Genomic DNA, 16939 nt, shown 5'->3' with positions numbered 1-16939 from the left:
TGAATTCCTTTAATTCTAATCACACGGTTTTATGCTTGGTCTTTAGCGATGAGCTCTTGAGGGATTTCTAGCTCTTCGATGGTGTGGTGATGGTTGGTGAAGACACAAATATCGCCAGCGATGTTTAACGCTTTTTCCGCAATTGAACGTGCGTCTAAGTCAGTATTTTCAATCAGTGCAATCGCAGCGGCTTGAGCGTAATTACCACCTGAACCAATGGCAATTAAATCATGCTCAGGCTGAACCACATCACCGTTACCTGTAATGATCAAAGATGCCGTTTCATCGGCAACCGCCAAAATGGCTTCTAAACGACGTAATGCACGGTCGCTACGCCAATCTTTTGCCAGCTCAACCGCAGCTTTAGTTAAATGACCTTGGTGCATTTGCAGCTTACTTTCAAAGCGTTCAAATAGCGTAAATGCATCCGCTGTACCGCCTGCAAAACCAGCTAATACTTTGTTGTTGTACAAACGACGAACTTTCTTCGCGTTGCCTTTCATTACTGTATTGCCGAGCGATACTTGCCCGTCACCTGCGATGACAACTTTATTGTTACGACGTACAGATACGATGGTAGTCACGAGAGGGCCTCTTAATTATTTTCACGATGGAGATGCAAGTTATATGAGGATAAGAGGAAAAAAAATCAAGGGAGAGAGAAAGCAAAACGCCCAGAACATTGTTAACTTTTGTCGCTAACTGACTGGGCGTCTTCTAAATTTTTACAGGTCAAATTTCAGTGAAAGAATTTACTGCCGCTCTTTCCAGATTGCGCAAGGCTCGATTTTCGCTCGCTGCAGTTTGTGTTTATCACGTTCAGCATCACGCTTAAATTTGTAAGGACCTAATACAACTCGGAACCAACTGCTGTCTTCTTTCTTACGAATTTTACTGTTGATACCCTGGAATGCGATATCCAGCTTCCGTGATTCTGCTTGCTGCATATTCTTGTATGCGCCGCACTGCATGATATATGGAATGTCTGAGACTTCTTGTTCTTTCGGTATCACTTCAATTTCGCGTTTTGGCAGAGTATCCACATAATCCCACTTCTCGGTTGGAGGTGGTGGAATGGTCTCCGTTTTCTTTGGTTTTGGCTTAGGTTCAGTTTTCACCGCAACTGGTTTCTTCGGCTCAGGATCATTACTTAAGGTATATAAACCGTAACCGAGAAGTCCAACTAACACGATTGCAATAAGTCCACTACGCCAAGGTTTACGACGAGATGTTGTTTTCTTAGGGGCCGGCTTTTTCTGACTACGACCGCGTCTTACATAATCTTTATTAGCCACTGGAAAAGTTCAATAGTTATAAAATCTGCCCACATGTTAAAGCAGTTTAAAGCGAGTTAACAGAGTATTCAGGGCAGTACTGTCTTTCGTACTGCCATTCATCTTATTAATTTCAGTGAGAACGAGGAGGTGCAGCACTCTCACGCACAATCAAATGCGTTTCTAATAGGCGAGAACCTGCTTGCACGTCATGACCACGCAATAGCTCCAGCATCATTAACATGGCTTGTCGGCCAATTTCATAACGAGGCTGAGAAATCGTCGTCAACGGTGGATCGCAGTATTGTGAGAACTGAATGTCATCAAATCCAACAACCGAAAGATCACGAGGAATACGTAAACCTAAACGCTTTGCTTCCTGCATGGCACCAATTGCCATAGTATCGTTGTGACAGAAGATGGCAGTTGGAGCGTCTGGTAATGAAAGTAACTGACGTACAGCCTTCACCCCTGACTCAAAAGTGAAATCACCATAAGTTGTATAAGTCGGATTCATAGTGATACCCGCTCTACGCAGTGCTTGTTGGTAACCTTGATGACGGAATTGGCAAAGTGTCGCACTTTCTGGACCAGAGATTTGAGCAATTCGCTTATGTCCAAGCTGAGTCAAATAATTTACAGCTTCAAATGCAGAGGTTAGGTTATCAATGTGAACCGTTGGTAACTCCAGTTCCGGAGCAAATTCACAAGCCATCACCATTGGTGGAAGATTTTTCTGTTCAGGCTTACTCACATCAAATGGTAAATCTGTACCTAGTAACAGCATTCCGTCCGCTTGTTTGGTGAAAACTAGATTAACAAATGAGCTTTCACGTTTCTTTTGCTGACCACTATCCCCCAGCAAAACAAGATATCCGTGCTCCATTGCCGCATCTTCAATACCACGAATAATTTCTGTGAAATAAGGATCACAAATATCCGGGACAATCGCTACGATCGTTTTCGACTCATTTCGACGCAGATTTCTCGCCAAAGAATTCGGTGAATAGCCAGCTTCTAAAACCGCTTCTTCTACGCGTTTGCGAGTCGAAGACGATACTTTCTCAGGATTCATCAGAGCCCGCGACACCGTCGCGGTCGATACGCCAGCAAGCTGGGCAACATCCTTCATTGTCGCCATGTTAAATAGCCCTCTTTTCTATTCCTTTGTGATGCTTAAGCAAACTACGCTTAAAACACCTTTTGTAATTATGTTAATGGCGTATAAGTTGTGGGATACACACCTAGCCTTCCAGTGAGAAAAATACATTTCACAAAACGAAAACGATTCACTGAGGAAATTGTACCGTTAGTCTATTCATTTCTAAGCAGAAAGTTACGGTCAAATTAACAAATATTGCACTACAAGCGTGATTTTTATCACATTAGAGAATCTTTATATAGTACAGCATATTCAGCTCACTATTTTAAGCCATTATAAACTGCCGAAATTAGCTTAAATCTTGAGGCTCTATGTCCAGAGTCCAACGAACTTTGCTCGCCAACGGCAGCATTGAAATAGCAGGTTTAGCGCTCATCAACAATTTTTGCATCACCGATCGAGCTTCCGTTTGCAAAAGAAGTTGCCAGCGATATTTCCCTGCACGTTTGGCCAAAGGCGCGGGGGTTGGCCCTAACACCATACAGTGTTGATCAAACAATGGATGTGCTTCCAACGTTTGCCGCACCTGACGCAAGAAATCTTCCACTATTTGCGATTGATTCGCTTCCGCTCGGAACAAGGTTAAATACGTGTATGGAGGTAGCATTGCCAGTTTGCGCTCAGCCAAAGCAGTCAAAGCGAAATGGTGATAGTCACGTTGCAGAAGATCCTGCAAAAGACTGTGTTCAGGATGGTGCGTTTGCAATATCACTTCACCGGGTTTACTTGCTCGTCCTGCTCGTCCTGCTACCTGAATAAATAACTGAGCGAGTCTCTCAGACGCTCGAAAATCGCTGCTGTAAAGAGAACCGTCCACATCCAGCAACGCCACTAAAGTCACATCCGGAAAGTGATGACCTTTCGCCAGCATTTGAGTGCCAATTAAAATCTTATACTCGCCTTTACGTATCGACTGTAATGCCGACTCTAAACTACCTTTGCGACGAGTACTGTCTCGGTCAATGCGAATGGTTTTGTAATCAGGAAATAGCTCCGCCAGTTGCTTTTCTAGCTGCTCCGTACCAACTCCAACGGTTACTAACTGGGTTGAACCACAACTTTGACACTGATGCACAACGGGTCGCTGTGAGCCGCAATGGTGACAGCGCATTTCATTGCTGTACTGATGGAAGGTGTAATAAGCATCACAACGCTGACAATCTGCAATCCAGCCACATTCGTGACACATCAAAGCGGGTGAAAAACCACGACGATTGAGAAAGAGCAGAACTTGGTTACCCGCCGACAAATGACGACGCATATCGGCAATCAAAGGAGCCGATAAGCCGCTTTCCAGATATAAACCTTTTACATCCAGTACACGGTTGCGAGTGGGTACAGCCACCCCTGCTCGTTCAGTCAGTTGCAAATGATGATATTTACCCGTTAACGCATTATGTAATGTTTCTAACGCTGGCGTTGCAGAGCCTAATACAATCGGAATCTGTTCTTGGTTAGCACGCATCACTGCGACATCGCGAGCATGGTAACGCAGGCTATCCTGCTGCTTATACGAGCTGTCATGCTCTTCATCAACAATGATAATGCCAAGTGAAGCGAACGGCGTTAACAGCGCTGAGCGTGTACCTATCACAATCCCAGCGACCTTATCCCGCGCCGATAACCACGCATTCAAACGCTCAGTATCATTAAGCCCTGAGTGCACCACCTCAACCGGCACATTAAAACGCTTTCTAAAGCGGTTGATGGTTTGTGGTGTTAAACCGATCTCCGGCACAAGCACTAGAGCCTGTTTTCCTTGTTCCAGTACAGGTTTAATCAAATTGAGGTAAACCTCTGTTTTACCTGAACCAGTAACCCCTTCCAACAGATAGCAGCCAAAACCTTTATAACTATTAACTGAAGCAATCGCGATAGCTTGTTCTTGGTTTAATTTCGGCTTTTCAACATCCGCTTCAATCTGCTTAGGCCAGGCTTTGAATTGCGGCTTATGCTCACTAACCTCTATCCACCCCTTCTCTTGCAAAGTTTTAAGCGTGGTTGCACTGACTTCTTCTTCCAGCAGTAAAGAGTGAGATACTGGACCAGATGCAAGAAGATTCATCACCTGAGCCTGTTTGAAGGCTCGGCCAAAGCCTTGCATCATTTTATCTCGACCGCTAGGGGTTATCTGCCACTCTTTACTACTGGCAAAATCTGCGGGCTTTCCTTTTCGTAACGCGCTCGGCATCGCATTAGCAAGAGTGTCGCCCAGAGGAAACTGATAAAACTGACTACACCACTTTAAGAGTGAATAGAGTGTATCTGACCACAGCGGTTGAGAATCTAAGACTTCTTTGATCGATTTAAGCTGATCTGCTGAGAACTCCGACTCCTGCGCGAATTCCGTTACAACCCCCACCAATGTTTGACGGCCGAAAGGCACAGATACTCGCCCACCAATAATCGGAAACAGATGACTTGGAATGAGATAATCAAACTGTTTGTCTAACGGTACAGGTAGTGCAACACGAGCTATCGTTGGGCGCATAATTACTTTAGAGGGTAAAAATCAGAGAAAATACAGTCTACTGGATGACGCCATTAAATTCGAGCAACTAAAGTGGTGAAAATAACAGCGAAAGCGGTTGATCAGTAACTCAGGATTCATTAATATATCGCGCCTTGACGAGACGCTTGTAAGAACGCTCTTCAAGTGTCACCAATTATTTATTAATTTACGTGTGGTGTCCGGCTCAGATTCGGATAGCGACACGGCCTAATTTGAGGTTATCCCATGAAAACTGGTATCCACCCAGAATACAAAGAAGTAAACGCGACTTGCTCTTGTGGCAACTCTTTCGTTTTCAAATCTACTCTAGGTAAAGATTCAATGCACCTAGACGTATGTGACAAATGCCACCCATTCTACTCTGGTAAGCAACGTATCGTTGATACTGGTGGTCGTGTTGATCGCTTCAACAAGCGTTTCGGCGCTCTATCTAGCAAGAAGTAATTTTACTTTACGCAAAGATTTAAAAAAGGACGCTACGGCGTCCTTTTTAGTTTTCGCTTTCTTCAACCAGACACATGTCGAACTCAATAATCTGGTCTTAGGAGCTATATTTCTCACTTATCATAACTATGAAGATCCATTGACATACTCTAGAATGAGTGGCCTTAACAAAAACAATAAGGCTCCACCAAATGTCCAATAATGATCGCCATGAACTCAACGAGGAAGAAGCTTTTCGTCAGCAAGCCCTCGACTACCACGCTCTGCCAATTCCAGGCAAAATTGCCATCGCTCTCACAAAACCAGCAGATTCAGCAAAAGACTTAGCACTCGCCTACAGCCCTGGTGTTGCAGAACCTGTTCGCGAAATCGCACAGAACGTTGATAACGTTTATAAATACACAGCAAAAGGCAATACCGTCGCCGTTATTTCTAACGGTACCGCCATTCTTGGTTTAGGTAATCTTGGACCGATGGCTTCAAAGCCTGTTATGGAAGGTAAAGCTTTGCTGTTCAAACGTTTTGCAAACCTAGATTCCATCGATATCCAAGTAAAACACCGCACTATCGATGAGTTTGTTGATACCGTAGCCAACATTGCCGATACCTTTGGCGGTATCAACCTAGAAGATATTAAAGCACCTGACTGTTTTGAAATTGAACGTCGCCTGATTGAACGTTGTGATGTCCCCGTTTTCCACGATGACCAACACGGTACTGCGATTGTTACGGCCGCAGGTATGCTTAACGCGATTGAACTGCAAGGCAAAGAACTCAACGAATGTACTATTGTTTGTCTAGGCGCAGGTGCAGCGGCCGTCGCGTGTATGGAGCTGCTGATTAAATGTGGTGCTATGCGTGAAAAGATCTACATGCTTGACCGTAAAGGTGTCATTCACACTCGTCGTGATGACATCAATGAATACAAACAGTTATTTGCTAATAACACAGACAAACGCACGCTTGAAGATGTGATTAAAGGCGCAGATCTGTTCTTAGGCGTTTCTGGCCCTAACCTACTGACGGCTGATGAACTCAAATTGATGGCGGATAAACCTGTAGTGTTTGCTTGTTCAAACCCAGATCCAGAAATCAAACCTGCACTGGCCCATGCTGTGCGTGACGATTTGATTATGGGTACAGGCCGAAGCGACTATCCAAACCAAGTTAACAACGTGCTTTGTTTCCCATTTATTTTCCGTGGTGCGTTAGACGTGCGCGCGAAAGTGATCAACGATGAAATGAAACTGGCAGCAGTTGCAGCCATTCGCGAGTTAGCGAAAGAGCCTGTACCTGAAGAAGTGTTAAAAGCCGCTGGTGTTGATACATTAAGTTTTGGCACAGAATACATTATTCCTAAACCAATGGACCCACGCTTGCTTCCTCGTGTGGCAAGAGCTGTGGCTCAAGCGGCTATTGATTCTGGTGTTGCACGTATCGAGATGCCAGAAAACTACATGGCGAACTAGTTTTGAGCCTAGTGGTTTAATTACTCGCTAATGCCACTTGCTAATGCATTGCATCAAAAAAGCCCTGATTCGTATCAGGGCTTTTTATATCTATCTGCACAATTAGGCGTAAAAACAGATTATCGACAACAATTAGTCGTCGTAAGCCTCGAATTCGATACCCATTTCAGTCATTAACGCTTTCACTTCAGCTGGAATATCATCCGGACGGTCTTTACGCAGGTCTTCATCCGTTGGCAGCGGCTGACCGGTATACGCGTGCAAAAACGCCTCACATAAAAGCTCACTGTTGGTCGCATGACGCAGGTTATTGATCTGGCGGCGAGTACGCTCATCTGTGAGTATTTTCAACACCTTAAGAGGAATTGATACGGTAATTTTTTTCACCTGCTCACTTTTCTTCCCATGCTCTGCATAGGGGCTAATATATTCACCGTTCCAGTCTGCCATTGCGCACCTTCATTGTTCGAATTCGAGTAATAATTCCAAAGGCTAGATTTTAGCGGGATTTACCGCCATAAGCAAAGACATATAGACGTCTAGAAGTGTTGACGTCTTTAAATAAGATAAGTAAAGTATGATGCAATTCCCCAATATAGACGAACACATGTATTCTTACTGTAAATTTGGATGTCTATACACAAACTAATTGTAGTTGCAGTTAAGTGACAAGCGAGTCAGCAACAATGCAGCTTCAAATAGGACGGGTATATTTAAGAGTCTTAGGAAAGGAAACACTCATGACCAAACGTAAGTCAGCTACCATCGCAGTTCGTACCGGAATCGAATCAGATACTCAATACCACGCGGTCGTTCCACCCATTTATCTCTCGACTAACTACGGCTTTCCTGCGTTTGGCGAAGTTCCACAATATGACTATACCCGCTCTGGCAACCCTAACAGAGGTCTGCTAGAAAAAGCGTTATACGAATTAGAGAGCGGTGAAGGTGCAGTGGTGACCAACTGCGGCACTTCAGCTTTAAACCTGCTTGCGTCAACGTTTCTTAGTCCTAACGACTTAATTATCGCTCCTCATGATTGCTATGGCGGAACTTACCGTTTATTCAACACCCGTTCTAATAAAGGCGACTTCAAAGTTCAGTTTGTTGATCAATCGGATCAGCAAGCACTTGCAGCAGCATTGGCGAAAAAACCAAAACTGGTGTTGTTAGAAACACCTTCTAACCCACTAGTGCGAGTGGTTGATATCGCACAAATCTGCCAGCAAGCAAAAGCGGTTGGTGCTTTAGTGGCGGTAGACAATACTTTCTTAACCCCTATATACCAACAGCCTCTGACACTGGGCGCTGATTTTGTCATTCACTCTACGACTAAATTTATCAATGGTCACTCAGATGTGATTGGTGGTGTCGTGATCAGTAAAACCAAGGCTCATGCTGAAGAGCTTGCTTGGTGGGGGAACTGTATTGGCGCTACAGGAACACCGTTTGACAGCTATATGACACTGCGTGGTATTCGCACCCTAGGTGCACGCATGCGTGTGCATGAAGAAAGTTCTCTGCAAATTTTGGATTATTTGAAATCTCAATCATTGATTAAAACCATATACCACCCTAGCCTGCCAGAGCACCCAGGGCATGAGATTGCGAAGAAACAGCAGCTTGGTTTTGGTTCAATGCTCAGTTTTGAATTTGCAGGTAGCTTCGATCAACTAAAATTCTTTGTGGGAGAGTTAAAACTCTTCTCACTCGCTGAATCTCTTGGTGGTGTGGAAAGTTTAATTTGTCACCCAGCGAGTATGACTCATCGCGCTATGGGCGAAGCTGCTCTTGCTGAAGCAGGTATTTCGCATCTGTTATTGCGTTTATCGATTGGCTTAGAAGATGCTTCTGATCTTATCGCTGATTTGGATCAGGCCTTTACCAAAGCTAAGGAGAAGTTTTAATGACGGTTTCACGCCAACTACATAAATTTGGTGGCAGCAGCTTAGCGGATCCTGAATGTTATTTACGCGTAGCGAACATTCTTAAAGAGTACTCACAACCTGAAGATTTAGTGGTTGTTTCAGCGGCAGGCAAAACAACCAACCGCTTGATTGCATTTTTAGAAGCATTGAACAAAGACGGCCGTGTGGCCCATGAAACATTGCAATCACTGCGTCAGTTTCAATGCAAATTGGTTGAAGACTTACTGGAAGGTGAAGTCGCAGATAACTTGTTGACGCAAGTGAATGGCGAATTCATTCGCTTAGGCGAACTGACGGCTCCGTTGTCAAAAGCGGAGCAAGCCGCTGTTCTCGGCCACGGTGAAGTATGGTCTGCTCGTCTGTTAGCGGCGTTACTCAACCAAAACAGCTTACCTGCAGTTTCTCAAGACGCTCGTGAATTTCTTCGTGCAGAAGCAGGTACGCAACCAGAAGTGGATCGCTCACGCTCTTATCCACTTATTAAGAAAGTACTGGCGCAGCATGCACATCATCGTATCGTGATTACCGGTTTTATGGCGCAGAATGACAATGGCGATACTGTACTGCTTGGACGTAATGGCTCTGACTACTCAGCAACAGTTATTGGTGCTTTAGCCGATGTTTCTCGTGTCACAATTTGGAGTGACGTTGCCGGTGTTTATAGCGCAGACCCTCGCATCGTAGCGAATGCTTGTCTGCTGCCTCTGCTGCGTTTAGATGAAGCGAATGAACTGGCTCGCCTTGCCGCTCCTGTGTTACACAGCCGCACATTACAACCCGTAGCTCAAAGTGCAATGGATCTTCAACTGCGCTGTAGCCATAAGCCAGAGTCCGGTTCAACCAAAATTGAACGTGTATTAGCCTCTGGCCGTGGTGCTAAAATCATCACCTCATTGGATGAAGTGCTGCTGATTGAACTGGAATTCGGTCACGGACATGATTTCGCCCGCATTTACGATGAGACACTTGAGAAGCTAAAACGCGAGCAACTTGAACCTCTCGCATTTGAAGCCCAAGCAGACCAGCACAAACTCCGTTTGGCTTATACCGCAGAGATCGCGTCAGGTGCTTTGTCATACCTGCAAGACATTGCGACTGCTGCAGATATAAAACTGAGAGAAGGCTACACCTTAGTCGGTGCTGTCGGTGCTGGCGTCACCAAAAATCCAAATCACAGTTACGGTTTCTACCAACAGTTGAAAAATGCACCCGTTGAATTTATCTGCGAAGCCGAGTCAGAACTGAGCTTAGTGGCGGTACTCCGCCAAGCGCCAGTAGAGAAACTCGTCGTCGGTGTACACAATCAGATTTTCCAAGCTCAGAAACGCGTAGCACTTGTTCTATGCGGGAAAGGCAACATCGGTTCTAGCTGGCTGAAGCTGTTTGCAGAACAGAAAGAAGAACTCGAAAAGCGTCGCGGAATGAACTTTGAACTGGTCGCGGTCGTGGACAGTCAGACTTACTGGTTTGACCCACAAGGTATAGACCCTGAGACAGTGCTGAATCGTTACCACGATGAAGCGATCCCGAATGAGGACAATAGCTGGCTGTACAAAGTTGGCAAACTGCAAGGCTACGACGATGCTATTGTGCTGGATGTGACTGCAAGTAAAGTTCTGGCTAACCAGTATCTGGATATCGCAGAGCAAGGCATGCACCTTATCTCCGCCAATAAGGTAGCGGGCTCCGCATCGACTGAATACTACAACCAAGTGAAAGATGCCTTTGCAAAGATCAGCCGTCACTGGTTGTACAACGCAACGGTAGGCGCTGGTTTGCCTATTAACCACACTGTTCGTGATTTACGAGAGAGTGGCGATGACATTACTGCCTTGTCAGGTATTTTCTCTGGCACTTTGTCTTGGCTGTTTCAACAATACGATGGCTCAATTCCGTTTAGTGAGCTGGTTGATCTCGCATGGCAGCAAGGACTGACTGAACCGGACCCACGTAACGACTTAGACGGTTCAGACGTCATGCGTAAGCTGGTTATCCTTGCCCGAGAATCCGGTCTAGACGTTGAGCCTCAGAGCATTCGCGTTGAGTCTTTGGTTCCAGAAGAACTGCGCGATATCTCGTTGGATGATTTCCTCGACAACAGTCAGTTACTCAATGAACGATTAGCTGAGCGTCTGGCTAAAGCGCAAAAACAGGACAAAGTGCTTCGCTATGTTGCTCGTCTGGAAAAAAACGGTAAAGCAAGCGTCGGCGTTGAAGCTCTGGAAAAAGATCACCCACTGGCGAACTTATTGCCTTGTGACAACATCTTCGCTATCGAAAGCCGATGGTATAAAGACAATCCACTGGTCATTCGCGGGCCTGGGGCAGGTCGAGAAGTGACTGCTGGAGCAATTCAGTCTGACCTCAACCTACTTTCCAGCTTCTTATAACTTTATAAAACTCGCCGTAACTGGCGAGTTTTATTGTTTATAGCTAGCAAACTATCTCAAGCCAGAATATCACTCGAAGTTGTCGGCTTTTGATATGAAATATCACCTTTTGGAGTTTAAAAGAGTTGAATTGGCTTCACGATCAACATGAGAAAAATTCATAATAGTTAAGTTGACATTAAAACGTATTCAATACATTCTGTAGCCATATAGACGTCTAAACGTCAATTTAAACGAATATCAGCGTTTGTAGTGCAAGCTACAAGGAGAAAAAAGATGGGATACACACACGCAGGCCATATCGACGCTTTAAATCAGAATATTTCTGAACTTTCTAACATTAATGTGTCTTTTGAGTTTTTTCCGCCTAGTTCAGAAAAAATGGAAGAAACCTTGTGGAACTCTGTACACCGTCTAAAAACTCTTCAACCAAAGTTTGTCTCTGTTACCTATGGTGCAAACTCTGGTGAACGTGACCGTACCCACTCGATCATCAAAGCAATCAAGGAGCAAACTGGCCTTGTTTCTGCGCCACACCTGACCTGTATTGACGCTTCTCGTGAAGAACTGATCAACATCGCTGATGATTACTGGGCAAACGGCATTCAAAACATTGTAGCCCTGCGAGGTGACATTCCTCCTGGCGGTGGCAAACCTGAAATGTACGCATCCGATCTGGTTGAGTTACTGAAATCTCGCCACGATTTTGATATCTCAGTAGCGGCATTTCCAGAGGTACACCCTGAAGCAAAAAGTGCTCAAGCGGATTTACTGAACCTGAAACGCAAAGTCGATGCAGGTGCGAACCGTGCCATTACTCAGTTCTTCTTCGATGTAGAAAGCTACCTGCGTTTTCGTGACCGCTGTGTAGCGGCAGGCATTGATGTGGAAATCGTACCGGGTATTCTGCCAGTATCTAACTTTGCTCAAGCATCTCGCTTTGCTGCACAAAACAATGTGAAAGTACCAAGCTGGATGGCAAAACAATTCGAAGGTTTGGAAGATGATCCTGTGACACGCCAGCTAGTAGGTGCAAGTCAGGCAATTGATATGGTTCGTGTTCTTTCACGCGAAGGCGTAAAGGACTTCCATTTCTATACGCTAAACCGTGCAGAAATGACTTATGCGCTTTGCCATACTTTAGGTGTTCGCCCTACTCGCTAACATCAAACAAAGCTGTTCTAACTGGATATTCGAAACATAAAAAAACGCCGATAATCTTCGGCGTTTTTTTGTTTGTGAAAAGCGTAGGCTTATTCCACATCATCCATTTTGCCAAGCAGGTTACGGATGCGTTCTTGCCATTGGTCGTGCTCTTGTTGAATTTGTTGTGCTTTTTGAATAGAAGCTTCGTGGTTTGCTTTTAACTCATTCGCTTCTTCTACTAGCTTTTGCTTCTCTTCTTTAAGCTCTTCAACTTCCATTTGCAGTAGAGCGATTGTGTCAACCGCAGTTTGAATTTTTGCTTCTAGTTGTTCTAGTACTTCAAAAGACATGGTACTTACCCTTTATTGATTCGGTTGCAATGGACAAAACGTCACTGATTGCCCCATTCTACTCAGCCCAGCCCAGAGAAACACTCACTATATTCGATCTTTTTCGCTATTCGCTTAAAAAAACAGCGCAATTTTACCTAACGCTAACTTTCATCTAAGAAAGTGACTACAGCTCGATCGGAATACGCCCAGTAACGTGTTAAATCTCACTATCTTTTGATCCAATACAACTCTCTGCTAGGCTAATTAGCAAACGTTTTCCTACTATTATGTTAGAATGCCGCCCAAAATTATCCCCTATCGTTCTGAGTTGGAGTGAAAATGAAACGTGATTTAGCAATGGCTTTTTCCCGAGTCACAGAAGGTGCTGCACTAGCCGGTTATAAATGGCTTGGTCGCGGCGATAAAAACGCTGCTGATGGCGCAGCCGTAGAAGTCATGCGTACACTACTGAATCAAACAGAAATCCAAGGCGAAATTGTTATTGGTGAGGGGGAAATCGACGATGCTCCTATGTTGTTCATCGGTGAAAAAGTTGGTTTAGGTGGTGATGAAGTCGATATCGCCGTTGACCCAATCGAAGGCACTCGTATGACGGCGATGGGACAATCGAATGCACTAGCGGTACTTGCGGCTGGCGAAAAAGGCAGTTTCTTGAAAGCACCAGATATGTACATGGAAAAACTGGTTGTTGGTCCGGGTGCGAAAGGCTGTATCGATCTGAATAAACCGCTAAAAGAAAACTTAGAAAACATTGCTCAAGCTTTAGGTAAATCACTTGATACGCTTGTTGTTACAACACTTGCAAAACCTCGTCACGACGCGGTAATAGCGGAAATGCAGCAAATGGGTGTTCGTGTATTTGCTGTGCCAGACGGCGATGTAGCAGCTTCTATTTTGACATGTATGCCAGATAGCGAAGTGGATGCAATGTACTGCATCGGCGGTGCACCTGAAGGTGTGGTTTCGGCTGCTGTTATTCGTGCTCTTGACGGCGATATGCATGGTCGTCTGCTTCCTCGTCATCAGGTGAAAGGCGATACCGAAGATAACCGTATTTGGGGTGCAAGCGAACTTGAGCGCTGCAAACAAATGGGGGTTGAAGCAAACGTGGTTCTAAAGATGGAAGATATGGCGCGCAGTGACAATATTATCTTCTCAGCGACAGGTATCACTAAAGGTGATCTGCTAGAAGGTATTTCGCGTAAAGGCCATATTGCAACAACCGAAACTCTGTTGGTTCGTGGGCGTTGCCGTACTATTCGTCGTATCAAATCGATTCACTACTTAGAACGTAAAGACGCAGAAATTCGCGATATTATTCTCTAAAAATTAAGCATAAAAAAAGACCGCACTAGCGGTCTTTTTGTGTTTAATCTTTGTCTTCAAACGTTGCTTAGAATAACTCTTCAGCCACTTTGTAAAGATCTGTACGAACTGGACGACGCATGTTTTCAATCGCATCGATGATGTCATGGTGAACCAATTCTTCTTTTTGGATACCAACACAACGACCACCGTGGCCTTCCATTAATAGGTGAACAGCATAGTTACCCATACGAGAAGCCAATACGCGGTCAAACGCTGTTGGTTTACCACCACGTTGGATGTGACCAAGAATTGTTGCGCGAGTTTCACGCTTAGTTGCTTTCTCGATCTCTTTCGCCAGCACATTTGCATCCACCATCAACTCAGTAAGAGCAATGATTGCGTGCTTCTTACCTTTTTTGATGCCGTCTTGAATGTTTGAAATCAGGCTATCCATATCTAAGCCTGTTTCAGGAGTAATGATGTACTCACAACCACCCGCAATTGCAGATGTCAGAGTTAAATCACCACAATGACGACCCATGATTTCTACGATAGAAATACGTTGGTGAGATGAAGAAGTATCACGTAAACGGTCAATAGATTCGATAACAGTATTAAGTGCTGTTAAGTAACCGATAGTGTAATCAGTACCTGCGATATCGTTATCAATTGTGCCCGGAAGACCGATACATGGGTAACCCATTTCAGTCAGTTTCTTAGCACCCATGTACGAACCATCACCACCGATAACAACAAGCGCTTCGATACCGTGCTTATTCAAGTTTTCGATAGCTTTTTCACGTACTGCGACTTCTTTGAACTCAGGGAAGCGAGCTGAACCTAAGAAAGTACCACCACGGTTGATTACATCAGAAACACTTGAACGGTCAAGTTTCTTAATGCGGTCTTCATATAGACCGTGGTAACCGTCATAGATACCATAGACTTCAATGCCTGCGCTTAACGCTGTACGTACTACACCGCGAATTGCCGCGTTCATACCCGGAGCATCGCCACCACTAGTCAAAACACCGATCTTTTTTATCATGATCACCCTCAATTTTTTGAAATTTGTATAGCTATTTTTGGCGCTGCCCGAAATTGTATTCGAACAGCAGAATCTTGTAATTATGTTTGTATGTTAGAAGAACTAACTTGCTTAGCATGCGCTGCTATAAAGCTTTTTACCCAGAAACAGTATTACAGTTTTGCACTATCCCATCGTTGATTCACATCAGATTCATGCATTTTATTCATACCGCAAAAAAATATAGTCGATCTGACAAGCTTTGTCGCTACCACGGTTGAAGTTTTTGTTTCCTCTCAGGGCCAAACATTAACGAGTACGGATCTTGGTGAATCAAGACATCCGCCCCCGGAAAAGCCTTACATAATTTGTCATCGACAACGTCTGCAATCCGATGCGCTTCAATCAAAGGCATCTTGTCATCCAGTTCTAAGTGTAGCTGAATAAATCTCACTGGCCCTGACATGCGAGTTCGCAGATCATGAACCCCCATAACACCTTCTACAGACAGAGAAATCTGACGTATCTGTTCCCTTTCCTCTTCAGGAAGTTGCCTATCGAGTAACGTTTGAATGGCTTCTTGCACCATTTTGTAAGCACTGAATAGGATAAAACAGCCGATACCAATTGCAAACACCGCATCTGCTTGTGTCACACCAAACCAGCTTAGGCCTAATGCAATCATAATAGCGCCATTCATGTATAAGTCTGACTGATAATGCAGTGAATCCGCAGCAATGGCCTGACTGCCTGTCTTCTTAACCACATGACGCTGAAAAAGCACCAGACCAAAGGTCACGATGATCGCCAATAAGCTGACATAAATACCGTACTCAGGAGTTTGCAGTTCATGCGGGCGGAAAAATCGATCAACACCATTCAGAATGAGGAAACAAGCAGAACCGGAAATAAACATAGCTTGAGCAAGTGCAGCCAACGATTCCGCTTTACCATGACCAAATGCATGTTCTCTGTCTGCCGGCTGAAGGGAATAGCGCAACACCACAAGGTTTACCACAGAAGCTGCGATATCCAACATTGAGTCGATGAGAGATGCCAGTAAACTGACCGACCCGGTTACCCACCAAGCCGCAACTTTAATGATCAAAAGTAAGGTAGCAACACAGGTTGCTGTCCACGCAGCAATGGTGACTAAACGTGCGTATTCCTTTTTCATAACGTCTTACCTTAACAAACAATGCATTGATTATACCTAAAAGCTCTCAGGATGCTTGTTTGAGAATAAAATTAGTCACAGGTTTAACCAGACAAGAAAAGGCAGCCGAAGCTGCCTTTTAATCACTGCACGCTTTGAATGCGTGACTTATTGCATCATAGGTGCCATGGATTGGCCTTGAGGGCCTCCACGCATCATGCCTTGGCCGCGTGGACCTTGACCACCTTTTCCACCTTGACCGTTAGGACCACCTTGTCCAAACAACACACATTCGTTCATACGGTCTTGTTGAATAGATGCCAGTTTTGTTTTTTGATCTGCAGTTAACACGTTCATCATCTCGTTGCGGTGCTGCATCATAGCCACACGCTGCTCTGCGCGAAGTTGAACCATTTGTTCTGCCAGTTTTTTCGCTGCGGCTTCATCGAAGTTTGATGACATCACCAAATCGCGTTCTTGCTGTTTCAAAGCGCGCATTTCAGAGTGTTTGCCACTGCGTTGTGCATGCATCGCATCACGTTGTTTTAGGCGAAGCTCTGCCATTTTTGCTTTCTGCTCAGGAGTGACATTTAATTGAGAAAACATTTCTGGGTTCATCATGCTACCACGTCCACAGTCACCACCAAAATCGCGACCCGGACCTTTACCGCCACCAGCTGCAAATACAGCGGCTGAGCCTAAAGTAATTGGTAGAACAATAGCTGCAAGGATCATTCTTTTTGCCAGTTTCATAATCTTTTCCTTCTCGT

15 protein-coding genes are annotated in these 16939 nt (G+C 44.7%); 6 read left to right on the top strand and 9 right to left on the bottom strand.

Features of this window, described 5'->3' with window-relative positions; translation table 11 throughout:
- Positions 1 to 29: 29 nt before the first annotated feature.
- The 4 genes from hslV to priA all read right to left on the bottom strand — a co-directional run bounded on the left by hslV (position 30) and on the right by priA (position 4927).
- Positions 30 to 584, bottom strand: coding sequence for an ATP-dependent protease subunit HslV (gene hslV, locus L3V23_RS14095; protein ID WP_042484980.1), 555 nt, complete (start codon positions 582 to 584; stop codon positions 30 to 32).
- A 168-nt stretch (positions 585 to 752) separates the two neighbouring features.
- Positions 753 to 1295 carry a cell division protein FtsN gene (gene ftsN, locus L3V23_RS14090; RefSeq protein WP_042484977.1) on the bottom strand — a complete coding sequence of 181 codons (543 nt, stop codon included), beginning with the start codon at positions 1293 to 1295 and terminating at the stop codon, positions 753 to 755.
- A 112-nt stretch (positions 1296 to 1407) separates the two neighbouring features.
- Positions 1408 to 2415 (bottom strand): DNA-binding transcriptional regulator CytR, encoded by a 1008-nt coding sequence (gene cytR, locus L3V23_RS14085; protein WP_042484975.1) that lies wholly within the window; start codon positions 2413 to 2415, stop codon positions 1408 to 1410.
- A gap of 310 nt (positions 2416 to 2725) precedes the next feature.
- Positions 2726 to 4927: a primosomal protein N' gene (gene priA, locus L3V23_RS14080; protein ID WP_237292435.1), complete on the bottom strand. Its 2202-nt coding sequence runs from the start codon at positions 4925 to 4927 to the stop codon at positions 2726 to 2728.
- 246 nt (positions 4928 to 5173) lie between these two features.
- Here priA and rpmE point away from each other — a divergent pair, with 246 nt between their 5' ends.
- Together rpmE and L3V23_RS14070 are read left to right on the top strand one after the other, a co-directional pair.
- Positions 5174 to 5392: a 50S ribosomal protein L31 gene (gene rpmE, locus L3V23_RS14075; RefSeq protein WP_042484967.1), complete on the top strand. Its 219-nt coding sequence runs from the start codon at positions 5174 to 5176 to the stop codon at positions 5390 to 5392.
- A 191-nt stretch (positions 5393 to 5583) separates the two neighbouring features.
- Positions 5584 to 6861: a malic enzyme-like NAD(P)-binding protein gene (locus L3V23_RS14070; protein ID WP_042484965.1), complete on the top strand. Its 1278-nt coding sequence runs from the start codon at positions 5584 to 5586 to the stop codon at positions 6859 to 6861.
- 132 nt (positions 6862 to 6993) lie between these two features.
- On the opposite strand, the gene metJ is transcribed toward L3V23_RS14070, so the two are convergent.
- A complete protein-coding gene (gene metJ, locus L3V23_RS14065) occupies positions 6994 to 7311 on the bottom strand; it encodes a met regulon transcriptional regulator MetJ (protein ID WP_042484962.1) in 318 nt (105 codons plus the stop codon).
- Positions 7312 to 7601: 290 nt separating this feature from the next.
- Here metJ and L3V23_RS14060 point away from each other — a divergent pair, with 290 nt between their 5' ends.
- The 3 genes from L3V23_RS14060 to metF all read left to right on the top strand — a co-directional run bounded on the left by L3V23_RS14060 (position 7602) and on the right by metF (position 12343).
- Positions 7602 to 8768 (top strand): O-succinylhomoserine (thiol)-lyase, encoded by a 1167-nt coding sequence (locus L3V23_RS14060; RefSeq protein WP_237292433.1) that lies wholly within the window; start codon positions 7602 to 7604, stop codon positions 8766 to 8768.
- Entirely contained in the window at positions 8768 to 11179 is a 2412-nt protein-coding gene (locus L3V23_RS14055) for a bifunctional aspartate kinase/homoserine dehydrogenase II (protein ID WP_102987287.1), read from the top strand. The genes L3V23_RS14060 and L3V23_RS14055 overlap by 1 nt, the downstream gene beginning before the upstream one ends.
- 276 nt (positions 11180 to 11455) lie before the next feature.
- Entirely contained in the window at positions 11456 to 12343 is an 888-nt protein-coding gene (gene metF / locus L3V23_RS14050; RefSeq protein WP_042484951.1) for a methylenetetrahydrofolate reductase, read from the top strand.
- A gap of 89 nt (positions 12344 to 12432) precedes the next feature.
- On the opposite strand, the gene zapB is transcribed toward metF, so the two are convergent.
- Positions 12433 to 12675: a cell division protein ZapB gene (gene zapB / locus L3V23_RS14045; RefSeq protein ID WP_042484949.1), complete on the bottom strand. Its 243-nt coding sequence runs from the start codon at positions 12673 to 12675 to the stop codon at positions 12433 to 12435.
- A 321-nt stretch (positions 12676 to 12996) separates the two neighbouring features.
- Here zapB and glpX point away from each other — a divergent pair, with 321 nt between their 5' ends.
- Positions 12997 to 14004 carry a class II fructose-bisphosphatase gene (gene glpX, locus L3V23_RS14040; RefSeq protein ID WP_042484947.1) on the top strand — a complete coding sequence of 336 codons (1008 nt, stop codon included), beginning with the start codon at positions 12997 to 12999 and terminating at the stop codon, positions 14002 to 14004.
- A gap of 67 nt (positions 14005 to 14071) precedes the next feature.
- Here the strand turns inward: glpX and pfkA are convergent, their stop codons facing one another.
- From pfkA to L3V23_RS14025, 3 genes are all read right to left on the bottom strand, one after another.
- Positions 14072 to 15034, bottom strand: coding sequence for a 6-phosphofructokinase (gene pfkA, locus L3V23_RS14035; RefSeq protein ID WP_042484945.1), 963 nt, complete (start codon positions 15032 to 15034; stop codon positions 14072 to 14074).
- A gap of 247 nt (positions 15035 to 15281) precedes the next feature.
- Positions 15282 to 16190 carry a CDF family cation-efflux transporter FieF gene (gene fieF / locus L3V23_RS14030; protein WP_042484942.1) on the bottom strand — a complete coding sequence of 303 codons (909 nt, stop codon included), beginning with the start codon at positions 16188 to 16190 and terminating at the stop codon, positions 15282 to 15284.
- 147 nt (positions 16191 to 16337) lie between these two features.
- On the bottom strand, positions 16338 to 16922 hold the full coding sequence (locus L3V23_RS14025) for a CpxP family protein (protein WP_237292431.1): 585 nt from the start codon (positions 16920 to 16922) through the stop codon (positions 16338 to 16340).
- Between the last annotated feature and the right edge of the window lie 17 nt (positions 16923 to 16939).

This window comes from Vibrio sp. A1-b2 (assembly GCF_021726015.1).
Taxonomy (GTDB): Bacteria; Pseudomonadota; Gammaproteobacteria; order Enterobacterales; family Vibrionaceae; genus Vibrio; species Vibrio diazotrophicus.
Note: the sequence above shows the minus strand (reverse complement) of the source record. Positions and strands in the feature narration are given on the sequence as shown.